The 22,414-nt window shown below is 61.1% G+C and carries 18 protein-coding genes and 1 pseudogene; 13 read left to right on the top strand and 6 right to left on the bottom strand.

Going from position 1 to position 22,414, the window contains the following annotated elements:
• Positions 1 to 13 precede the first annotated feature (13 nt).
• From ACWTU7_RS02710 to ACWTU7_RS02700, 3 genes are all read right to left on the bottom strand, one after another.
• The gene (locus tag ACWTU7_RS02710) at positions 14 to 1,375 is read right to left on the bottom strand and encodes a mandelate racemase/muconate lactonizing enzyme family protein (protein ID WP_455837620.1); all 1,362 of its coding nucleotides are present in this window, start codon (positions 1,373 to 1,375) and stop codon (positions 14 to 16) included.
• Positions 1,376 to 1,438: 63 nt separating this feature from the next.
• Complete coding sequence (locus ACWTU7_RS02705) at positions 1,439 to 2,605, bottom strand: mandelate racemase/muconate lactonizing enzyme family protein (RefSeq protein WP_455837619.1); 1,167 nt, start codon at positions 2,603 to 2,605, stop codon at positions 1,439 to 1,441.
• A 57-nt stretch (positions 2,606 to 2,662) separates the two neighbouring features.
• Positions 2,663 to 3,373, bottom strand: a complete 711-nt coding sequence (locus ACWTU7_RS02700; protein ID WP_455837618.1) for a GntR family transcriptional regulator — start codon at positions 3,371 to 3,373, stop codon at positions 2,663 to 2,665.
• Between the two features lie 211 nt (positions 3,374 to 3,584).
• Between ACWTU7_RS02700 and ACWTU7_RS02695 the strand changes: the two genes are divergently transcribed.
• The 9 genes from ACWTU7_RS02695 (at position 3,585) to ACWTU7_RS02655 (ending at position 13,312) form a co-directional block, all read left to right on the top strand.
• On the top strand, positions 3,585 to 5,063 hold the full coding sequence (locus tag ACWTU7_RS02695) for an ABC transporter substrate-binding protein (RefSeq protein WP_095491407.1): 1,479 nt from the start codon (positions 3,585 to 3,587) through the stop codon (positions 5,061 to 5,063).
• A 66-nt stretch (positions 5,064 to 5,129) separates the two neighbouring features.
• Positions 5,130 to 6,089, top strand: a complete 960-nt coding sequence (locus ACWTU7_RS02690; RefSeq protein ID WP_095518397.1) for a carbohydrate ABC transporter permease — start codon at positions 5,130 to 5,132, stop codon at positions 6,087 to 6,089.
• Positions 6,086 to 6,976 carry a carbohydrate ABC transporter permease gene (locus ACWTU7_RS02685; RefSeq protein WP_192363768.1) on the top strand — a complete coding sequence of 297 codons (891 nt, stop codon included), beginning with the start codon at positions 6,086 to 6,088 and terminating at the stop codon, positions 6,974 to 6,976. Before ACWTU7_RS02690 ends, ACWTU7_RS02685 begins: the two co-directional genes overlap by 4 nt.
• Before the next feature lie 10 nt (positions 6,977 to 6,986).
• The gene (locus tag ACWTU7_RS02680; protein WP_455837617.1) at positions 6,987 to 8,084 is read left to right on the top strand and encodes an ABC transporter ATP-binding protein; all 1,098 of its coding nucleotides are present in this window, start codon (positions 6,987 to 6,989) and stop codon (positions 8,082 to 8,084) included.
• A 32-nt stretch (positions 8,085 to 8,116) separates the two neighbouring features.
• Positions 8,117 to 9,280 (top strand): mandelate racemase/muconate lactonizing enzyme family protein, encoded by a 1,164-nt coding sequence (locus ACWTU7_RS02675; protein ID WP_455837616.1) that lies wholly within the window; start codon positions 8,117 to 8,119, stop codon positions 9,278 to 9,280.
• 23 nt (positions 9,281 to 9,303) lie between these two features.
• The gene (locus ACWTU7_RS02670; RefSeq protein ID WP_455837615.1) at positions 9,304 to 10,053 is read left to right on the top strand and encodes a ribonuclease activity regulator RraA; all 750 of its coding nucleotides are present in this window, start codon (positions 9,304 to 9,306) and stop codon (positions 10,051 to 10,053) included.
• Positions 10,054 to 10,056: 3 nt separating this feature from the next.
• Positions 10,057 to 10,275 (top strand): hypothetical protein, encoded by a 219-nt coding sequence (locus ACWTU7_RS02665; RefSeq protein ID WP_455837614.1) that lies wholly within the window; start codon positions 10,057 to 10,059, stop codon positions 10,273 to 10,275.
• 436 nt (positions 10,276 to 10,711) lie between these two features.
• Positions 10,712 to 12,178: a DUF6600 domain-containing protein gene (locus tag ACWTU7_RS02660; protein WP_455846488.1), complete on the top strand. Its 1,467-nt coding sequence runs from the start codon at positions 10,712 to 10,714 to the stop codon at positions 12,176 to 12,178.
• 453 nt (positions 12,179 to 12,631) lie between these two features.
• Entirely contained in the window at positions 12,632 to 13,312 is a 681-nt protein-coding gene (locus ACWTU7_RS02655) for an HAD family acid phosphatase (RefSeq protein ID WP_455837612.1), read from the top strand.
• A 356-nt stretch (positions 13,313 to 13,668) separates the two neighbouring features.
• Here the strand turns inward: ACWTU7_RS02655 and ACWTU7_RS02650 are convergent, their stop codons facing one another.
• On the bottom strand, positions 13,669 to 13,842 hold the full coding sequence (locus ACWTU7_RS02650; protein ID WP_455837611.1) for a hypothetical protein: 174 nt from the start codon (positions 13,840 to 13,842) through the stop codon (positions 13,669 to 13,671).
• Between the two features lie 11 nt (positions 13,843 to 13,853).
• On the opposite strand from ACWTU7_RS02650, the gene ACWTU7_RS02645 reads away from it, so the two are divergent.
• The gene (locus tag ACWTU7_RS02645) at positions 13,854 to 14,030 is read left to right on the top strand and encodes a DUF1127 domain-containing protein (protein WP_095491021.1); all 177 of its coding nucleotides are present in this window, start codon (positions 13,854 to 13,856) and stop codon (positions 14,028 to 14,030) included.
• Positions 14,031 to 14,034: 4 nt separating this feature from the next.
• Positions 14,035 to 15,744 (top strand): tetratricopeptide repeat protein, encoded by a 1,710-nt coding sequence (locus ACWTU7_RS02640; protein WP_455837610.1) that lies wholly within the window; start codon positions 14,035 to 14,037, stop codon positions 15,742 to 15,744.
• 261 nt (positions 15,745 to 16,005) lie between these two features.
• On the opposite strand, the gene ACWTU7_RS02635 is transcribed toward ACWTU7_RS02640, so the two are convergent.
• Together ACWTU7_RS02635 and ACWTU7_RS02630 are read right to left on the bottom strand one after the other, a co-directional pair.
• The gene (locus tag ACWTU7_RS02635) at positions 16,006 to 16,716 is read right to left on the bottom strand and encodes a response regulator (protein WP_455837609.1); all 711 of its coding nucleotides are present in this window, start codon (positions 16,714 to 16,716) and stop codon (positions 16,006 to 16,008) included.
• A gap of 68 nt (positions 16,717 to 16,784) precedes the next feature.
• Positions 16,785 to 20,474: a PAS-domain containing protein gene (locus ACWTU7_RS02630; protein ID WP_455837608.1), complete on the bottom strand. Its 3,690-nt coding sequence runs from the start codon at positions 20,472 to 20,474 to the stop codon at positions 16,785 to 16,787.
• Between the two features lie 457 nt (positions 20,475 to 20,931).
• Between ACWTU7_RS02630 and ACWTU7_RS02625 the strand changes: the two are divergent.
• Both ACWTU7_RS02625 and ACWTU7_RS02620 read left to right on the top strand, forming a co-directional pair.
• Positions 20,932 to 21,444 (top strand): annotated as a pseudogene (locus ACWTU7_RS02625) (FAD-binding oxidoreductase); the annotation flags it as partial.
• 330 nt (positions 21,445 to 21,774) lie between these two features.
• On the top strand, positions 21,775 to 22,314 hold the full coding sequence (locus ACWTU7_RS02620; protein ID WP_455837607.1) for a BBE domain-containing protein: 540 nt from the start codon (positions 21,775 to 21,777) through the stop codon (positions 22,312 to 22,314).
• Positions 22,315 to 22,414: the final 100 nt, after the last annotated feature.

The raw sequence follows: 22,414 nt of genomic DNA, 5'->3' as shown, positions 1-22,414 counted from the left end.
GGTTCTTTTCGCCTCAGCTCCAGGTGCGATCCCAGGAATACTCGTTGTCCCAGTGATCCGTGGCCTGCCAGATGCCGCTGACACCCGGCTGCAGATGCTCCGAAATCACCTCGTCGACGACGTCGTCAATCCCCAGGCCCGGCTTGTCGGGAACAGTGATAAAGCCGTCTTTCACGAGCGGCTTGGCAACGCCGGTGACGATATCGTCCCACCAGTCGACATCGGCAGAGTGGTATTCGAGCGCCATGAAGTTTTCGGTCGCGGTCGCGACATGTGCCGCTGCCATTGCGGCGATTGGACTTTCTGCCATATGGATCGCCATAGCGACGCCGTGGTCCTGCGCCATGTCGCCGATCTTCTTGGTCTCGAGAATGCCCCCGCTGGTGAGCAGGTCTGGGTGGATAACGGACAGGCCGCCGCTCTTGAGCAAAGGTTTGAAGCCCTCCTTGAGGTAGATGTCCTCGCCGGTGCAGATCGGCACCGTGGTGGCGTCCTGCAGTTGTCGGTACTGCTCGGTGTACTGCCATGGGATCACATCCTCGAGCCAGGCTGGCACGTATTTTTCAATCCGCCTGGCGAGGCGAATACCGTTCTGCAGCGAGATGTGGCCGACGTGGTCGATGGCGAGCGGAATATCCATGCCGATAACGTCGCGAACCTCGGCAATGTACTGCTCAAGCAGGTCGAGGCCCTTGTCGGAAAAATGGAGGCCGGTAAACGGGTGGGGGACGTTGTGCAAATCGTAGGCGGCGTTGCGGGCGCGCCGCTCTTCAAGAGTCTTGACCGGGCCGCGGCCGGGCTCGACGCGGTACCCTTCAAGTGAGCCGGCAGGAGACACGACCGCACCGGGTACATCCGCGATCTGCATCAGGCCCAGATCCATCTTGAGGACCGTGAAGCCGAGCGCCATGCGCTGCTTGAGGCGCTTGCCGGTCTCGGTGCCGCTCGGCACGGTAGCGTCGGTATCGCAATAGAGGCGCACCTTGTCCCGAAACCTGCCGCCGAGCATCTGGTAGATGGGCACGCCATAGGCCTTGCCGGCGAGATCCCACAACGCGATTTCGATCGCCGAGACGCCGCCGCCTTGCCGGCCGTGTCCGCCGAACTGTTTGATCCGGCGGAACAGGCGGTCGATGTTGCAGGGGTTCTCGCCAAGCAGCCGGCTCTTCAGCATCAGCGCGTAGGTGGCGCTGGCGCCGTCGCGCACCTCGCCAAGTCCGACGATGCCCTGGTTGGTGTAAATCTTGAGCAGGGTTGAGGTGAACGGCGCGCCGATGATTTCGGCTACCCGCATGTCGGTGATGCGAAGCTGGGATGGCTTAGAGTTCGCGTTCACCCGATTGAGCGCCTCGTCGGCACCACCCGTCTTTGCCATGAATTATCCTCGTTCTGGTGGATGGGGCTTGTCGCCCGCACGCCGGGCCGGCATAGGGCGTTGCTAGCCCAGCTCAATCTCGTGGGCCTGCAGGTAGTCACGGTCCATCTCAATACCGAGACCAGGCTTCGACGTCAGCTTGAGGCTGCCGTTCGAGACGTCGAGTGGTCTGTCGATGAGGTGATCGTATTTGCCCAGGTTCCACTCCGACGTTTCGAGCTTGTAGAAGTTAGGAACGGTCATCATCACCTGCGCTCCCGCAACCACGTTGATGGGTCCCGCGGCGTCATGTGGCGAGACCGGGACGTAGTAGGCTTCGCATAGGGCAGAAATCTTCTTGAGTTCGGTAATGCCGCCAGTCCAGGTGACGTCCGGCATGATGTAGTCAGCGAGCCTGTTCTCGAGTACCGGCACGAAATCCCACTTCGTGTGGCCGCGCTCGCCCCACGAGATGGCGGCACTGACCTTCTCCCGCACCTGCTTGAGGGCGTTGAGGCTCTCGGGCGGGCAGGGCTCCTCAAACCAATCGATCTGGCCGGCTTCCTCGAGGCTCCGACAGAGGCGAATGGCGGTGGGAACGTCGAAGCGGCCATGCGCATCGATGAGAATGTCTACATCGGGCCCCGCCGTTTCGCGGATCAGAGCCGTGAGTTCGGCGGCTTCGCGCTCGTCCTTGCGGGTCATGCTGCCATCGAGGTAGCCGTCCCGCTGTTCGCGGGGCAGGCCATCGGCGCTGCGGCCCTGGTGGGGGTACGGATCGAACTTGAGCGCGGTGTGTCCGGACTCGACGATGTCTAGAATTTCGCGGACCACAGCCTCCTTGCTGGTGAATTTGGCCTGGTTGGGATGGGTGTAGAGCGCGATTTCATCGCGTACTGGTCCGCCCAGCAGCTCGTAAATCGGCTTACCGAGGACTTTGCCCCGGATATCCCAGAGGGCTATATCGATGGCGCTCACGCATTCGACGGCGGCGCCGCGGCTGCCCATGTAGGTGAAGCTGCGAAAAATCTTGTGCCAGAGGTGCTCGATACGCGCTGGATCCTCGCCTGTCACGGCGACACCGATCTGCCGCAGGATCGTGCAGAGAGCGCGGTTGGCGAGCTTTGTAGTGGTGGTGATCTCTCCCCAGCCACTCACCCCCTCGTTGGTCGTCACTTCGACGAACAGGAACTCTCCCCAATAAGAAGCATCGGACTTGATCAGCCACGGCCGAATGCTCGTGATTTTCATCTCAATTCCTTATCTGAAATGGCCAGACTAACGATGTTCGAGACTGGACCTTCGTTCCTATCCGGCCCGAGCGGCGTTGCGCGCACGCATCTGTTCGAGAATATGCCGGCCGGAACCCTCGACATGGCGGCAAACGAGTTCGGCCGCCTTGTCGGCTTCTCCCGCTTTTACGTGCGCGATGAGTTCGCGGTGCTCGCGAATGATCGCGGCACGCCGCGCGAGCGTGAAATTGAAACGCCGGCTGACGGCTCGCAGCACTTCGCGATGCTTCCACCAAAGTTCGGCGGCATGGCGGTTATAGTGCCGCTGGTACATCACGGTGTGGAAAGCGGTATCAAGCTCACTGTGCCTGAAGGTGTCGGCAAAGTTGTTCTCTTCAATCAGGCCTTGGAGACGTTCGAGTTCGGCGATGTCCTCGCCGGTCGCCATATTCACAAACCATCGCGTCAGGGCCGGCTCAATCAAAACACCGATTTCATAGATATCCCGGACAAAATCCTGATCTATGGGTCGGACGCGCGCCCCGCGGTTGGGAAGAAAGATGACAAAACCCTCCCCGCGCAAGAGCTGCAGGGCCTCGCGCACGGGGTTGGTCGAGGTGCCGTGACGCCGGGCGAGATCGGTAACCACAAGCCGTTCATTGGCGGCGAGCCGTCCCTCAATGATGTCTTCCCTGATGAGTTCATAAAGCGAGGCGCCCTCGCTGGATGCCCCGATTGGATCAGTGCCCACAGGTGGCATCGCTTTGAAATCGCTCATTTCGGCCAAGGCCGGCTCCCCTAATCAATACATACCCAGCCCGATATCACACACGGTTTCCGCAAACAATGTACGATCCAACGCGTTGACAGGCAATCCACGATCTGAAAACGTACAAAATGATCGAGGGGATACATAGAACAGAAAGGCGTCCCGCGGTCGAACGAGCTAGACCGCTTTGCCTCGGCGCAGGGCGGCATGCAGAACAGGGAGGATACCTATGACGAGGATTACGCTCGGCAGTGCGGTCCTGCGCGGCACTGTCGCCACTGCTTTGATGGCATCGCTGATGTCCACTTCGGCGCTGGGAGCGCCGCCGGTCGACCTCAGCAAGTGGTCGCCGGAATATGTGCGCTCCATTGCGGGCACACAGGATTTTGACACGGCGGCCGATTGCGCCAAGGTCACCCCCCTCGACTACAAGGGGCGACTGACTTTCTGGTATCAGGGCGTGTTCGAGGGCGACCCCGACCTTTTGCGCCAGTACTACAAAGATTTCTTCGAGACCTTCCGCAAGACCTATCCGAACATCCAGCTCGAGGAACAAGCCCTCACCTATAACGACCTTCTTGACAAGTTCCGCACGGCGCTCCTGGGCAATGCCGCGCCGATGGCGGTCCGCCTGCAAATCCTGGGTGGTACCGAGTTCGCCTCAAAAGGTTATCTGCAGCCGCTCAAACCCGAGGATGTGGGGTATTCCACCGAGGATTTCTGGCCCGGCGCCATGAAGGCCGTGACCTGGGAGGGGGTGACCTACGGCATTCCAACCAACAACGAGACGATGGCGTTCATCTGGAACGCCGACATCTTCAAGCGTGCGGGCCTCGATCCGGACAAGGCTCCGGCAACCTGGGACGACGTCGTCAAGTATTCCAAGCAGATCCACGACAAGCTCGGCATTGCCGGTTACGGCCTCGTGGCTCGCAAGAATGCCGGCAATACGCCGTACCGTTTCATGCCGCAGCTGTGGGCCTATGGCGGCGGCGTCTTCGACGAAGCCACCGCGAACCCGACCTATGAGCAGGTCAAGCTCGATAGCCCGCAGAGCAAGGCCGCGCTGCAAGCCTCGTACGACATGTATGTTCGCGACAAGTCGGTTCCGGTTTCGGCACTCACCAACCAGCAGGCCGATAACCAGCCCCTGTTCCTCGCCGGCCAGCTCGGCATGATGATCTCGCATCCTTCCGACTACGACGTCATGCTCGACCTGCAGAAGAAGGCGACGGGCGCCGACAAGGATAAAGCGCAGACCGTCATCGACAACATGCGCTACGGCCTGATTCCCACTGGCCCCGACGGCAAGCGCGCAGTCGTGTTCGGCGGCTCGAACATTCACATTCTGAAGCCTGAATATGTCGAGGGCGGCAAGGTCGACGAGCCAGCTGCAAAGGCTATCATCTGCATGTGGACAAGCCCTGAATGGTCGCTGAAGATGGCCTACGCCGGCTCGAACCCGGGCAACCTTAACGGCTTCAAGACCAAATGGATGAAGGAACGCCTAGACAACATCAAGTTCCTCGATGTGACGACCTCGATGCTACCATATGGCATCCCGTTTCCAGCGCTGCCGCAGGCCCCCGAGATCATGAACATCATCGTCCCGGACATGCTGCAGAATGCCCTGACCGGCGCGATGACCGTCGACCAGGCAGCGGACGACGCGGCCAAGAAGGTAAGAGACCTGATGGGCGGACTCTAGTCCGAGCCTGACCGGCTGCACCGATAGTGCAGCCGGTTCGTTCAGAAGAAATAAGGGCGCGCCACAGTGACGATCGTGACCGGCAAGGCCGAGGCTCGCCGAAGATTGCAATCCGGTAGGTCCGGCGTGCTACGGAAAATATGGGATCATCGCGCTGACTACGCGTACGTGCTCCCTGCGATCGCCGTGATGCTCATCGTCATCGCCTATCCGATCTACTACACGATCGAGCTGTCGTTCTTTAAGACGCCGCCTGGCCTACAACTTCGCGACAAGACCTTCATAGGCTTCGACAACTACACGGCCATCCTCACCAGTGAGGTGTTCTGGAAAGTCACCTGGAACACTCTGATCTGGACACTGGGATCCACTTTGATCTCCTTTGTCCTGGGGTTTGCCACCGCGCTGGCACTCCACCGCGCCTTTATCGGCCGCGGTGTCCTGCGCGCAATCCTGATCATTCCCTGGGTCATCAGCGCGGTCGCCGCCTCCTATATCTGGAAGTGGATCTATCATTCGGACTTCGGGATCATCGGTGCGGTGCTGGTCGGCCTCGGATTGGCCGACCGACCGCCGAATTTTATCGACAGCGTTAGCACGGTGCTGCCTTCCCTGATCGTCGTCAATATCTGGCGCGAGTTTCCGTTTGCCATGATCATGATGATGGCCGGCCTGCAGACCGTGCCCGAGCAGTTGCTGCGCGCCGCGCAGGTCGACGGCGCCAGCGCCTGGCAGCGCTTCTGGCACGTCACCTTCCCGCACTTGCGCAACGTCTCGACGGTGACGATCCTGCTGCTCGCGGTGGCCAACTTCAATTCCTTCATCATCCCCTGGATCATGACCGGCGGCGGGCCCTCCAACGCATCGCATATCTGGATCACCCACATTTATGAGCTTGCCTTCGGACGACAGCGCTGGGGCGTGGCATCTGCCTATTCGGTGCTCCTGTTCCTCATCCTGATGACGCTCGGCTACTTCTACGTCCGTGCGCTAAGCGGCAACGAGCGGAAAGAGGGGAGCGCATGAGCACGACTGCCGAGACAGCCCCTCGAGGCCTGAGCCGTCGCCGCATGCGCGTCGACGGATGGCGGTGGGCCGGGCGTATCTTCCTCGTGTTCATGCTGCTTTACACCGCGGTGCCGATGATCTGGATGCTGATCACCTCGATCAAGTCCGGGTTCGCGGCGATGCAATTCCCGCCGCAATGGTGGCCGGACGAACCTACCCTCGCCAGCTACGAGAAGCTGCTCGATCCCCAGAACAGCGTCGGCCAGGACTTCCTCCGCTTCTTCTGGAACAGCCTTTTCGTGTCGACCGTCACGACAATCCTCTCGGTGATCGTCGCCGTCCCTGCGGCCTACGCGTTTTCGCGCTTCAGTTTCCCCGGCCGGAACTTCCTGTTCTTCGCCGTGCTGCTGCGCAACATGTTCCCGGCTGTGATCTTTCTCGTGCCGCTGTTCATCCTGATGCGCCTGCTCGGGTTGATGAACACGCATGGCTCGCTGATTCTCACCTATCTCACCTTCGGCCTGCCGCTGGCGATCTGGTTGCTCAAGGGCTTTTACGACAACATTCCGGTGCAGCTCGAGCAGGCGGCGCGCATCGATGGGGCAACGCGGTTCCAGGCCTTCATCTTGATTGTGATGCCGCTCTCGACGCCGGGGATCATCGCCACCGCGATCTATTCGTTCATCGGCGCGTGGAACGAGTACATCTACGCCTACACCTTCCTCACCAAGAACGACCAGTTGACACTGCCGGTCGGCATCCAGCGCTTCTTCTCAGAGAATACGACGGACTTTCCGGGCCTGATGGCGGCCAGCTTTATGATGAGCGTGCCCGTCGTGGTGCTGTTCCTCGTCCTGCAACGATACTTCGTACGCGCCCTTACAGAAGGCGCGGTCAAGCACTAGGGAGTTGCCGATGGCCCACGTGGTCCTCAAAGATCTCGTCAAGACTTATGGCAGCTTCAAAGCTGTCAACGACGTCTCGCTGACGGTCAATGACGGCGAGTTCGTTGCGCTCGTCGGCCCTTCAGGCTGCGGCAAGACAACCACGCTCAATCTCGTCGCGGGGCTGATCCCGATCACATCGGGCGACATCGTCATCGGGGACCGGGTGGTCAATGACCTCGACCCCAAGGACCGGGACATCGCAATGGTGTTCCAGAACTACGCGCTCTACCCGCAGAAATCGGTTTACAAGAACCTGGCGTTCCCGCTGCAGATGCGCAAACTGCCCAGGGACGAGATCGACAAGAAGGTCAAGGAAGCGGCGCGAGTGCTCGACATGACGCACCTGCTCGAGCGCAAGCCACGCGAACTTTCGGGCGGGCAGCAGCAGCGGGTGGCCCTGGGCCGTGCGCTTGTCCGCGACCCCGCCGTGTTCCTCATGGACGAGCCGCTCTCTAATCTCGACGCCAAACTGCGCGTGCAGATGCGGTCGGAGATCAAGCGCTTCCACCAAGACCTCAAGGCGACAATCATCTATGTGACGCACGACCAGCTCGAAGCCGTAACCATGGCCGACAAGATGGCGGTGATGAACGGCGGCTACCTGCAGCAATACGATTCACCGGCGCGGGTCTTTGCCCATCCCGTCAACATGTTCGTCGCCAGCTTCATCGGCAGCCCGGCGATGAGCCTTATTCCGCTGGAGGCATCGACGGCAAACGGCAACTCTGTGTTGACCGGCGCGGAGGGCTGGAGCTTTGAGCTCTCGCCGCGCAACGCCCAGAAGGTCGCAAGGGCAACGACCAAGAAAGTCGTGCTCGGCGCGCGTCACTCGACGATCAAGCTGCGCAAGAACGCGGTCCCCGGTGCCATTCCGGCCAAGGCCTACACGGTGGAGCCGACCGGAGACGTCACCTTCGTGCAGGCGTTCCTGTCCGGCGCCATCGTCAACGTCAGCGTGCCGCCGAACATTGCCGTCGCGCCCGATGAACAGATCTGGCTCGAGTTCGACCAGGAGCGGATGCATCTGTTCGACGGCCAAACCGAAATGGCCCTCAAGGCCAACTGAGACAGGGTGGATGCGTTTGGAACGTTACGTGGATGACTACGAAGCTTAAGATCACCGCGATCAAGCCCTATCCAGTGTGGGTAGGAACGCGCAACCAGATGCTCGTCAAGGTCGAGACCGACCAAGGCATCTTCGGCTGGGGTGAGAGCGGCTTGAGTGGTCGCGAGAAAGCGGTGGCCGGCGCGGTCGAGCACTATCGCGAGTTTCTCATCGGCCGCGACCCGATGCAGATGGGCCGCATCTGGCAGGAGGTTTATCGCAGCCAGTACTTCGAAGGCGGACGAGTTCTGCAGGCGGCGATTTCCGCCATCGACATCGCCCTTCACGACATCAAGGGCAAGGCGCTGGGAGTGCCGGTCTACGAGCTGCTAGGCGGCAAGCAGCGCGACCGCATCCCCACCTTCGCCTCGACCGGAGACGAGGCCGAAGGCGACGTTGCCATCGAACGAGCCCGCGAGCTACGCGCACAGGGCTGGCAGGCGATCCGCTTCTTCCCCGCCGGGCAAAACAGCAGGGAGATCTTCGAGCCGCGCGAGTCGATCGGCGCTACCTCGAGTATGCTTAACAAGGCGCGCGAGGCGCTGGGCGACGACGTCGTCCTCGGCATCGATTATCATCATCGGCTGTCGGTGGCCGAGGCGGCGAGCTTCTGCAACAAGCTCGGCCGCGGCGTGCTTGATTTCGTCGAAGAGCCGATACGAGACGAGGCACCGGAGGCCTACGAATCCCTGCGTAGGATGACCGACATCCCCTTTGCCATCGGCGAGGAATTTGCCAGCAAGTGGCAGTTCCTGCCCTACATCGAGCGTGGCATCCACCAGTTCAACCGGCTCGATGTTTGCAATGTCGGCGGGCTTACCGAGGCGATGAAAGTCGCTGGCTGGAGCGAGGCGCACTATGTGGATCTGATGCCGCACAATCCCCTTGGTCCGGTGTGCACGGCTGCGACCGTGCATCTCGCCGCCGCGGTACCCAACTTCGCCTGGCTCGAGACCAGGGAACCCGAAACAAAGCTGGGCTTCGACAATTCCGACTTCTTCCCCGTGCAACCACGGCTCGACGGGACCAACTATCCGGTCGGCGATCTGCCGGGGCTCGGCGTCGAGGTCAACGAGGAGGCGATCCAGGCGGCGAGCTTTCGTTTTTGGGAAGCACCTCACCTTAAGCGCCGCGACGGTTCTGTTACGAACTGGTAGTTCTCTTTCAACCGGAGTCCACGATGACACATGCTCCCGACATCACGCGGCCGCCAAAACACCTGATCGACGGGCTAAGGGAGATCGGCGCCGCGACGGTTGCCGGCACGCTTGGCCACATGGGTTTTCGCAATCCGCACATGGTCGGACCGGTGGCGCAGAACCACGGGAAGTCGATCGTCGGGCCGGCGCTGACGCTGCAGTTCATGCCACAGCGGCCGGACCTATTCACCGAGGGAGAATACGCCGATCCAGAGACGCAGCTGCATCGGCACGTGCTTTATCACGCACAGGAGGGCGATGTAGTCGTGGTCGACGCGCGCGGCGACATGAGCTCGGGCGTCTTCGGCGATATGATGTCGACGTATTTCAAGGGCAGGGGCGGCGCGGGCATCGTCATCGATGGATGCATGCGCGACCGGCCCAATGTTGAAAAGCTCGATCTGCCCCTATGGCTGCGCGGCTGGACGCCAAATTATCATGTGCAGACCAGCATCTATCCCAATGCCGTCAACGTTCCGATTGCCTGCGGCGGTGTCACGGTGATCCCCGGTGACATCATCGTCGCCGACGACGACGGGGTGGTGGTGCTCCCTGTCGCAATGGCCCCGACGGTAATCGAAGAATCACAGAAGCATCACGATTGGGAGGAGTTCTCGCGAGTGAAGCTCATGGCGGGCGGGCCGTTGCAACGCTACTATCCGCTGCATGACGACGCCCGTGGGGAGTACGAGGAGTGGCGCAAAACAAACCGCTTGGAGGACCCGAGTTAGCGCATGGATTACCCTGCGGCAGGCGGCAGACCTTCTGGCGGTAACGCCGGCGTCTACGCAAAAGGCCTCAACAAATGCCGCGAATATCTCTACAGGCTGTCCGTCAATCCGGAGCCCGGTCAGAAGCTTTCCCGGGCGCAGTATCTCGACTACGCGGAGCGCGTCGAGAAAAGCTCGGTCGTGAAGGTCAGCCGCGGACCATGGTGTTCCATCGCTGCTTGAGGGCGGAGTCGATGCCCTCTTGGTGTGGCGCCGATCCGCACCGGTTCAATCGGGGACCCAGAAACGGTTTTGAACAACCGGATACTGTTCGTGCAATTTCGCGCGGGCGCACGGGTGCAGGTTGCCCCGCTGCTTCGGTGCAACCTAGGTTTTGTCCGCGCAGATGTCAGCTTGCCCGCTTTTCGTGGCTATATTCCAGAGCGCGGGCTGACTGCTTTCGGCCCGAGGCTGCCAGGCAGCAATGCGCCGATGTGTGCTGTTTGCGCTGATAGGGGTGGCGTACCATCGTGTGATGCCAAGCCGGTGTGTGAGCAGATGCGTGCATCACTAGCAAGTGGAACAATCCGACAGCCGGCGAGTTTCCAAGAGGAAGGGCGATCTGTTTCGGAGGAAGACTAGGATGAAACGCGTCCTTGCCCAAAACGCTGTACGGCTGATGCTGGGCGGCGTAAGCGCCTGCCTGCTCACGGTCGTCGAGATTCCCAACCCGGTTGCGCCATTGTCGCTTGTGTCCGAGGCGAGGGCCGCCACCGACGTTTCCATTTCGATCAGCACATTCTACGATGACCTGTCTTCCCATGGTGATTGGGTTTCCTACCACGGAGCGACCGTTTTCGTCCCGGTCGATGTACCTGACGATTGGCGTCCGTATACCCTTGGACACTGGGTCTATACCGAGCAGTATGGCTGGCTCTGGGTGTCCGACGAGCCGTTCGGCTGGGCGACCTACCATTACGGCCGGTGGGGCTATGCCGACGACATCGGCTGGTACTGGGTTCCCGGCACTCGTTGGGCGCCAGCATGGGTGAGCTGGCGGCGTGACAGGGAGCACATGATCTGGGCTCCGCTGCCGCCGCGCCGGGATCCCGATTTGATTTCAATCGAGGTGACGTTCGACACCACGCCGGATTTTTACTGGGTCGTGGTCCCCACCCGCGAATTCCTTGCTGAGGACATTTCTGTCGTCGTTATCCGTGATGAGCCGGAGTTTGTGCGCATTGTCGAGGCGGCCGAGCCGGCCGGCGACGTGACGATCCAGAACAACGTGGTGATCAACAAAGTCATTGATGTTGATGTGATCGAGAAGGAGACGAACCAGCAGGTGACTGTCGTCGAGGTCAGCGAGACCGAGACGCCCGAGCAGGCCGGCAAATTGGAAAAGAATACGGTCACGGTCTTTGAAGGTGAAGTCAAGGCCGATCCCGATGCCAAACCAGCTGAGCTCAAAGACATCGAGGAGGTGAAGCAGGTTCAGGCTGGCCGGAAATCAAAGCCGACCGAAGGCGGAGCCACGACCGAACAGGCGCCAGCGACCGGCGAACAGGTTGAGCCGGAAGAGACCGCCAAGCCTGAGAAGCCGACGACCGAGGAGCAACCGGCCGCCGGGCAGCAGCAGGCCGAGCCGGAACAGGCGGCCAAGCCTGAGAAGCCGACGACCGAGGAGCAACCGACCGCCGAGCAGCAGCAGGCCGAGCCGGAACAGGCGGCCAAGCCTGAGAAGCCGAAGGCCAAGGAGCAGCCCGCCGCCGAGCAGCAGCAGGCCGAGCCCGAGCAGGCGGCCAAGCCTGAGAAGCCGAAGGCCAAGGAGCAGCCCGCCGCCGAGCAGCAGGCCGAGCCCGAGCAGGCGGCCAAGCCTGAGAAGCGGAAGGCCAAGGAGCAGCCCCCCGCCGAGCAGCAGCAGGCCGAACCGGAACAGGCGGCCAAGCCTGAGAAGCGGAAGGCCAAGGAGCAGCCCGCCGCCGAGCAGCAGCAGGCCGAACCGGAACAGGCGGCCAAGCCTGAGAAGCGGAAGGCCAAGGAGCAGCCCGCCGCCGAGCAGCAGGCCGAGCCCGAACAGGCGGCCAAGCCCAAGACACAGAAGCAAGAAAAGGCGTGCGATCCGCAGACAGAGGCGAACTGCTAGGTGTTGTGCGGGTACAGACTACGGCACCGCGATCGTTCCACCGCGGTGCCCGTTGAACGGCAACGCGCCAAAGCTGCGAGCCCTTGCCGACATCGACGATCGGTCGTCCCATCGTGCATAGCCATTTGCTGTACTCGAAATCGGACATGCAGAAGACGGCCCAAAATAGGAGTCCATTGTCTCGGCGCTGAGCGTCGGCAGTTGGCGCATTCCGGACGCGTCGGTTTGTGCAAGCGCTAATTTGTGCAGCAATGGACGAAATCCTGCACCTTGCAGCAACTCATAGAAACATTCGGCGTCTGTTTTGGAATCCTCTAATTCAGCGCCGCAGTTTCGAGGACCTGTGCCTTGCCTCGCTTGACAGAGGACTTGTCGCGACCGCAAGGTCTCATGATGCAGACGATTAGTTGGAATAGAATTGCGCGTGGTGCGGCCGTTGGAGCAATCGTGCTGATGACTGGCACAAGTGCGCCTGTGTCGGCGCGTGCCGACGGCTCGCTCCTTCTTACAAGCCCGTCCCAGCCAGCCAATGTCGGCGACGCGATGCTGGCGGCCGCCAATTATCATGATTCCGGCGACTATGATCGCGACCTTGCCGCAGTGGCGAAGCAGGCAGGCGATTGGGTCGTCAAGCGCGCAACGGAGGTGCCTCGCCCCGCACTGGTGCTCGATATCGACGAGACGGCTTTGGCCAACTGGGAAGTGATCACACGTGATAATTTCGGCCGCCCGATCGGCGGCGCCTGCGACATCGCAATCGACGGTCCCTGTGGCTGGGCCGCCTGGGACCAGCTCGCGAAGGATCCGGCCATCGACCCTGTGCTGGAGGTCTTCCGGCAGGCGCGAACGGCGAAAGTCGCAGTATTCTTCATCACCGGACGTCCGGAGGACCAGCGTCGGGCGACCGAACAGAACCTGCAATCGGCGGGCTATGCCGGCTATGAGCAACTTTACATGGTACAGCCTGGAGCCAAATATAGTTCCGCCGCAGATTTCAAGGCACCCATAAGAGCCGAAATCGAAAAGGCCGGCTACACGATCATTGCCAATGTCGGTGACCAGCCATCGGACCTGTTCGGGGGGCATGCCGAGAAGCTGTTCCTGCTGCCGAATCCGTTCTACAGGGTTCGCTGACGGCGTGTACGACGAAAACCCGAACGCTAGGGGCCCTTGCCGCCCAACGGCAGGCCGTGACCCGTTGTTTAGCTTGAGCAGCAGCGAACGAACGACGGCTGTCGGGCGGGCAGACATGCCGATCATATTCATCTCCGGGTACGGCAACGTACCGATGTCAGCCCAGGCGATCGAAGATTTGACAGCCGCATATCGGCCCAAGAGGGGCCCCCTCGTCGGGCCTGACCACAGACGATCGATTACGGCTAATGTCATGGCTACTCTAACATTAGGCGGCAGATAACCTGCGATTGGACCGGTGTCCCCGTGCTGCCATCTGACGCGCGAGCCAGCGTGGCTGATCGCGGACGCCGGTTTCACCAATCAGCCCCAGGAAAGAAGTCGGTTTCCCGCGACTCTGGCAGCTCGGAATTCGCACCGCGCGGGAAGCGCTGAAACAAACGAAACACTTCGCGTTCGGCGCGGAAAAACGCCTGAAACAGGGATGGTTTAAATGCAATGGCAACGCTGCATCCCGCGGCGCTAATCATGGAGTTTTGCAATGTCGATAATGCGAGCAGCTTACCGGTCTTTCCGGGACTACCGGGTTCACCGTATGGCGGAACGGACCCTTGCGGCAATGGACGATGCCTTCCTGAGGGACATCGGGATTAGCCGGTCAGAGATTGGTTTGGTGGTCCGCGGCTTGAAGCGCGGCCAAGAAGACAAGGCGGGCTGAAACCATGAAGCTTTCATTTAGGCTCCCGCTACTGGCCTGTGCGAGCGTGGCCGCCCTTCTGGCGGCGCCCGCCGCCAATGCCCATGACTCGGGCCTTCCGCACCGCCAGGCCAAGGCGGCGGCGGTTGGAGAGGATTCGACAAGCGTCCCGCTGTTCGAAAACCTCGGCAGCCATTCCTACCCTGTCACCACCGCCAACCCGCTGGCGCAGGCCTATTTCGACCAGGGCCTGCGCTGGGCGTGGGCGTTTAACCACGCCGAGGCGCAGCGCGCTTTCAGGGCCGCCCAGAAGCTGGACCCGACCTGCGCCATGTGTTTCTGGGGCGAGGCTTACGTGCTCGGCCCCAACATCAATGCCGGCATGGGCCGGGACGCAGCCGCGAACGCCGCCGAAGCTGTCGCGCAGGCGCGCAAGGTAGCGCACCTTGCCACCAGCCGGGAAAAGGACCTCATCGCCGCGCTCTCCAAGCGCTACAGCGCCGATACTTCGGCCGACCAGGGCGCCCTGAACCAGGCCTATGCCGCGGCGATGGCGGAACTGGCAGACCGCCATTCGCAGGACGACGAAATCGCCACGCTCTACGCTGACGCGCTTATGAACCTGATGCCCTGGGACTACTGGCTTGATGGCGGAGCAACGCCAAAGCCGGACACGGTCAAGCTTGTGGCCTCACTGGAGCGGGTGCTGGCGCGCAATCCGGATCATGCCGGCGCGATCCATCTCTATATCCATGCCGTCGAAGCGTCCACGACGCCGGAAAGGGCCGAAGCCCATGCCGACCGGCTTGCCGCCCTCATGCCCGGCGCCGGACACATCGTGCACATGCCAGCGCACATCTATCATCAGGTCGGCCGGTGGATCGACAGTCTGGAGATCAACCGCGAGGCAGTGGCAGCGGACGAGGCCTATTTCGAGCGCGTCGGCATAGCGCCGGAGAGCACGCCCGGCGTCTACACTGACGGCTATTATCCGCACAACCTGCATTTCCTGATGACCTCCGCACAGATGGCGGGCGACGTCGAGGCAATCGCCGAGGCGGCCAAAAAGCTCGAATCGCTGGTCTCCGACACCATGGCCAGAAAGGTGGCCGGGCTGCAGCCGATCAAGGCGGCTCCCTATTTCGCGCACGCCCAGTACAGCGATCCCGAGGTCATACTCGCGCTGCCGCTGCCGGCAAATGCCCTGCCTTATGTCGAGGCAACCTGGCGATATGCACGGGGCGTCGCCTTCGCCGCAAAGGGTGCGAGCAAGGCGGCGCGCGCCGAGACCGCCGCAATCCGCAAGCTCGCTGCCGAGGCCGATTTTTCCACGGAGACGGCGGGAGGACTTCCGGCGCCGAATTTGCTGGAATTGAGCGCGCTGATCGTGGAGGCCCGCATTGCCCAGCACCAGGGCAACCTGCGGGAAGCGCGCAATAAGCTTGAGGCGGCCGTCGCGATCGAGGACGGCCTTGCCTATATGGAACCGGCGTACTGGTATTATCCGGTCCGACAAACCCTCGGCGCGTTCTACATCGCCATGGGCGAGCACGAGGCGGCCGCGGCGGCCTTCGAGCACGTCCTGGAGCAGACGCCGAACAACGCCTGGGCGCTGTGGGGCCTGCGCGAGGTGTTCCGCAGGACCGGCAGGACAGCGGACGCCGAAGCGATGGATGCGCGCTTCAAGGACGCGTGGGTGGGAGCGCCGGACTTTCTCGGCATCGAACGGCTCTGACCCGCGCTCAGGTGCCGGCGTCGTGTCGGCGCAGGAAACGTGTCGCAGCCTCGCAACCGGCGGCTGCGGCACACAATCCAGGTGTCGAGAAGGCCGGCTTGGCCTGCACGCCTCTCGCGCCCACACGTGATAGTGGAAGCCCAGGGCAACGCAGCTGGTTTCCGGAAACTCAGTAGTTCGAGCGGGGCCCTCCGCCTGGGACCACAAAGTCGCAATACCTCAACCGCAAGGGATGAGGCGCTGGTCCACCGTGCGGCGCGCTCAGGAGTAGAGGTAGCCCATGCCGCGGATCGTCCTGATCACCTCCGGCTTGGAGGGATCGACCTCGATTTTCTTCCGCAGGCGCGAAACGCGAATGTCGATACTACGATCGAAGGGATCCCATCCGCGGTCATGGGCGAGTTCGAGCAGTTGATCGCGGTTGAGCACTCGTCCGCGATGTTCGCTGAATACTTTCAGAAGCCGGAACTCCATCGCGGTGATCGCTATTTCGACCCCCTCGGCGTTGTATAATTTGTGTTCATCCGGGTCGAAGCGGCACTTGCCGAACTGGACCTGGTGAGAGTCCGGAGTACTCGCTTTCTCCGCAGCTCGTTCGGTCGCCGACGTCCTGCGCAGCACGGCCTTCACCCGTGCCAGCAGCTCCCGCAGGTCCACGGGCTTCGCGACATAGTCGTCGGCGCCAATCTCCAATCCGACAACGCGGTCGACGATTTCCGCCGATCCGGTCAGCATGATAATGGCAACGTCTGAGTGCTCTCGTAGATATCGCGCCAGGGAGAGGCCGTCCTCGCCTGGCATTCGGATATCCAATATGACCACATCGACGTGCTGGCTATTAATAAGTTCGCGCAGGGCAGGCCCTGCGTTGGCCGTTGTCACGGCATAGCCATGATGCTCCAGATATTCCGCCACCGTGTCGCGGATATCCGGTTCGTCATCGCAGACCACTACGTGTGCGTGCGTCGTCAAAATCGACCACCAGCAACTAGCCTAATGGATAAGCTGCCCCTGAAGTGACGTGCAAATCCACTGATCTGTCAAGTATTGTTGTTGACCAGATTCGAGACAAACGAACGGAGCTCGTTAGGTTTGATCGGTTTCTCAAGATAGGGCCGTTTCGCGGCGCGCAGGAACATCTGCGCGTCCGGGCTGATCGTGTCCCCCGTCAGGAAGGCTAACCTGTCGAGCTCGGCCGGATGAAGCTTGGCAATCTGGTTGAACAATCCCCGTCCATCCATGTTCGGCATTTTCAGATCGCTCAGGATCAGCGCGAAAGTGCGGTTCTGGAGCTGCACCAGCGCTTCTTCGCCGGATCTGGCAATGGTCACCTTGAAACCATCCCGGCTGAGCACCTCAGCAACCAGCTCACCCACTTCCTCTTCGTCGTCCACCACCAGACAAGCAACGCCGGTTGAATTCGGGAGCTCGTCTTCGGCCGTTTCGGCCCGTTCCTCGATACGGTCCGAAGCAGGCAGCGAAAGTATGAAGGTCGAGCCACCCCCCTCGGGGGATTCGACTTCGATGGTTCCTCCATGGGATTGAACGATCCGATGACAGAAGGACAGCCCGATCCCAGTCCCTGCCCCAATCTCTTTGGTCGTGAAGAACGGCTCGAAAATGCGGGGAAGTATCTCTTTGGGAATTCCCGGGCCCGTGTCGGCAACGCTGACGACTATTTTGCCGGTCGTGGGATGAAGCCGCGTTGAAACCGTGATTGTCCGTCGCCCTTCCCAGCCGTGCAGCGCCTGTTCTGCATTGACAAGCAAATTGATCAGCACCTGGCCAAGCTGATCGGGATCCGCCCAGATCGGGGGAAGAGCAGGTTCAAGATGAACTGAAAGCCCGATGTCCGACGATCGAATCGAATAGCTCGCCACTTCCACCGCTTCGGAAATAATGTCATCGATCGCAACGTTTGAGGTCCGCGTCGGCTGCTGTCTGGCCATAGCCAGGAAAGTCTTGACGATCCTGGCGCAGCGTTCGGCTGCCTTACTCATCTTGTCGGCGCGTTCCACGACCTTGGCGTCGGTTGCGGTCTCCTTCAACAGCGATGACAGGCCAAGCACCACCGAGAGCGGATTATTGAGCTCATGCGCCACCCCCGCCAGCAATCCGCCGAGCGCCGACATTTTTTCGTTCTGGTGCAGCGTCTCGCGCTGGCGCTCCAATTCCTGCTGCATTTCGATACGGTCGGTGAGATCGTAGGTGTGGGAAACAATCACCTTCTCACCGCGGTAATCGATCAGTCGAGACGAAATCGAGCACCAGCAGGTTCCACCGTCGTTGCGTTTGAGCTGGGTTTCGAAATCGTCGACCAACCCCGTGGCGAGCAGCCGCTCAACGTATCGCACCCGCTCTGAAGGATCGACATAGTAGTCGATGGCGCTGGTCACATTGCCGAGCAGCTCAACGGTGGCGGGACTGCGGTAGAGCAGCTTCCCGTCATGCGCGCGGGTCATCTGGATGTTGACGGGGCAGGCTTCGAGGACTTTACGGACCATTTCATCCGCTTCCTTAGCGGCCTCCTCGGCCCGCTTGCGCTCTGTAATGTCGACACGGGTGACCACGAACCCGCCTTCGCGGGTTGGACAGTTCGAGACGAAAAACCAACCGCCGTCCGTATGACGGAATTCCTGTTGCCGGAACTCGCGGCGGTCCCTTGCCCTCTCGGCAAGCCAGTCGTCGATCTTGTCCCGTGGAACCGGAAACTGGTTGCGCTCTGCGGTCACGCGGAGGAAATCGAACCAGTTCACCCCGGGAACGAGCACATCCGCGCTTATCGCATGCATCTGGCGGTACCTGCTGTTGGCCAGCACCAGGCAATCGTTCTTGTCGTAGAGGGCAAACCCTTCGGCGAGAGATTCGATCGCGTCGATCAGCCGCTCGTTTGCCTTGCGCGTTTCTTGCTGGGCGGTGATCATGTCGGTGATATTCGTCGTGTTCGACACGATCACCTGCCTTCCCTGGAACTCGATCAGGCGAGCGGAAACCGAAGCCCAGAAGGGCTTGTTCTCTGTGTCGTACTGCTGGACCCGAAAATCATCGATCCTGCCCTTTTCGATCAGGGTGCGCTCCAATATTGCGCTATTGTCTGGATCGACATAGTGGTCGGTTATTCGAGGGCGATCGGCGTAGAGATCTCTGGTAGCAGGATTGCGGTAGAGCGTTTCTCCCTCGAACGTCGTCATGTGTATCGGCGAGGGGCAGGCATCGAGCACCTTTTGCAGCAGAGCCGTCGCGTCGCGCTCGGCAGCCTCGGCCTTTTTGCGCCCGCTGATGTCGGCCCGCGTTACGACGAAGCCGCCAAGATCGGTGGGATGTATCGAAACCGAGTGCCATTTGCCGTCGGAGAGGGGGACCTCGAAATGGGAGTGGAACTCGATCCGGCCTTGAATCCGCTCGTCGAGCCACTCGTCCTCGCGCCCAACCGCGTTGCGGTACACGCCGCGCTTGGCGGATTCGCGAAGGAGCTCGTTCCATTCCACGCCCGGTTCAACGAGATCCCGCACCGGGTGGTTCAGTTCGCGGTAAAGGCTGTTGCACATGACCAGGCGGTGATCTTCGTCGTACAGTGCGAATCCCTCGGAGAGTGATTCAACGGCGTCTGCGAGCATCTCCCGCGCCGCAGCGACTTCGCCATCACGCTTCTTCTGCTTGGTCACATCGGCGATGCCGGCGAGAACCACTCGCCGGCCTTGGAACTCGACGATCCTGAGATTGCCCGTGGCCCAGAACTCTTGGCCGTCGGGTCGTTTAAGAAGCACCTCGCAATTTTCGACGACGCCCTTTTGCATGAGCTCCCGATTGATTTCCCGGTGTTTCTCGGGGTCGACAAAGTAGTCGCCGAGCCGCACCGTCTCGCGTTGCGCCTTCTTGCTCCATCCAAGCAGCCGTTCGGCAGCATTGCTCTGGTAAATGAGTTCCCCCGAACTTGCGTCCGTCATCCATACCGGCAACGGATGATGCTTGATCAGGAAACCGAACAGATCCTCGCGCTGCTTACGTTCCGTGATGTCCAATACGCCGATGATGAGCGAGGGGCGCCCGTCATAAACGCCGCGACGGCAGTTGGTCGAGCACCAGACGGTCGATCCGCTTGTGTTTCTAAGCTGGATTTCGTGATCCCGCACGATCTCGCTGTTGCTGGCGAGAGAACTGATTTCATCGAATTCGCCAGTATTCACGAAATAATCCGTCAGGAATTGCGGCTCGTTCGGGGTCCATTTTCGGCCAAGCAGGTTCGACGCATCGAGGCTTTCGTAGACGATTTTCCCGCTTCCCGCGTCCACCACCCAAACGGGCAGCGGGTGACTGTCCGTGATGCAGCGGAATATCTCCGCGTTTTCCCGGTGCGCGATCTGCGCTCGCTTCATGTCGGTAATGTCGACGCTTACCAGGGCCATGCCACCATTCGGCCGAGGATGTGCGGTGAGCAACTTCCACCGGCCATCCAATGTCTCAGCTTCAACTGGAGGGTTGTCGATTTGCGTCCATCGCGCAGCGGCGCTTTCAGCGAACGCGTTGCCCGGCTCGATGGGGCGGCCGTCGAAACTTTTCAGATGTGAGAGGGCTTCGGCGACTGCGGCAATGGTGTCCATCGGATGCATCTCGCCGCGATCGAGCCGCCGGCTTCCAAATATCTCCGGATTGCTGTCGACGAGGACATTGTTGGCGTCAAAAAGGGCATAGCCTGTGTGTGTGGATGGCACCGGATTATCAGGCCGCATGGTCGTTCCTTTTGTTCGCGTGATCTCGCGAGGGCGGATACTAGACCCTCTTTGTTTCAGCATACATTCAGACGCCGCGTGATTTGTTTCAACTGTTTCGGCGCGTGGGAATCTTCGCCAGCGCTGACGTGAAAACGAAACTCTACCCAATCCTCCGGAAAAACGGCGGAAACACGAATGGCCTGGGTTGCACGGCCGATACCACGGCTCGAGCAAACGACTCGGACCATAACCAGTCACAAAGTGCCGCCTGTCATCCCCGTGGGGCGCGCGCTGAAACAAACGAAACACTCCCACCGCACCACAGAAAAACGTCTGAAACGAAGGCGGTGTATGACAAGAAGAGCCGCAGATGCGGCAAATTCAACCGGCGAAGCGCAAATGTCCGGCGCCCAGGATGAACAATCTATTCTTGGCGAGCGTCGACGCGTCTTGCTCTGAAACCTGAGGGTTCAATATGGATAAGCCAGTTACTTCGTACGATTTCCCCGACAGGCTCCTCGCGAGCCTTATTGACCAAAACCATCCGGCCTATGAAGAGGCTCGCGGGCTCTACAACGCTATGATCGACAAGCGGCCGCGCTGGATCGTCCCCTGCGCCGAAGTCGCCGACGTCGTCGCGGCAGTCAATCATGCCCGAGATAACCATTTGCTTCTTGCCATTCGCGGCGGCGGCCACAACGGTCCAGGCTTCGGCAGTTGCGACGGCGGAATGGTCATCGACATGTCGCCGATGAAACGGGTCGATATCGATCCCAGGACTCGCACGGTCCGCGTCGAGGCCGGCTGCACCCAAGGCGATGTCGACCGCGCCACCAGCGCTCATGGGCTGGCGGTGCCGGCGGGCCTCGTCTCGACCACAGGCATTGCCGGACTGACGCTGGGCGGCGGCACCGGCCATCTAACGCGCAAACACGGCCTCACCATCGACAATCTGCTTGCGGCCGAGGTCGTGCTGGCCGACGGCAGCGTGGTGACGGCAAGTGAGGACGAACACCCGGAGCTGTTCTGGGCGCTGCGCGGCGGCGGCGGCAACTTCGGCGTCGTGACGCGCTTCACATTTCAGGCGCATCCGGCGAAGGATGTCTATGCCGGGCCGATCTTCTTCGACATCGCACATGCAGTAGAGATCATGCGTTGGTACCGGGACTTCCTGCCCGGAGCGCCGCGAGAGCTCGGGATGTTCTTCGGCATCAAGACGGTGCCCTCCTGCGACCCTTTCCCGCGCGAGATCTGGGGAAGGCGCATCTGCGCGCTAATCAGTTGCTACAACGGCGCGGAGGAGGACGGCATCTGAGCGATGCAGCCCGTGCGCGACGCGCTTCCCAAGCCTCTAATGGACGGTATGATGCAGATGCCCTTCGTCGATCTGCAGGCGCTGTTTGATCCGCTGCTGCCGAAGGGCTTACAGTGGTACTGGAAGGGCGATTATGTCGACGAGCTGTCCGATGCGGCCATCGCTGCCCATGCCGAGCACGGCTCGAAAACCCCGAGCGAGCTGTCGCTGATGCATCTCTACCCGATCGACGGAGCGGTCCAGGAAGTGGCTCCGGACGCCACCGCCTGGGGAGCGCGGCGAGCGCGTTGGTCCATGGTTATCGCCGGCATCGACCCCGACCCGACGAAGGCGCCGGAGCTGAGGCGCTGGGCAAGCGAGTATTGGGCCGCGGTGCACAAGCACAACCCGCATGGTGGCGCCTATATCAACTTCATGATGGATGATGAAGGCGAAGCGCGCGTACGCGCCGCCTACGGCGCCAATTATGAGCGGCTCGTCGCGGTCAAGCGCAAATACGATCCGGCGAACCTCTTCCGCGTCAACCACAACATCCGGCCGTAAGCCGAGGCTGAGCCTGTCCGTCCTTGGGTCGCGCCGAGGCGGACAGGCCTGTGGCATGCGGGAGCCGGTGTCGCGCCCATCGAGGAAGACTCTCGTCGAA

The organism is Mesorhizobium sp. BHscii, assembly GCF_053848065.1.
Note: the sequence above shows the minus strand (reverse complement) of the source record. Positions and strands in the feature narration are given on the sequence as shown.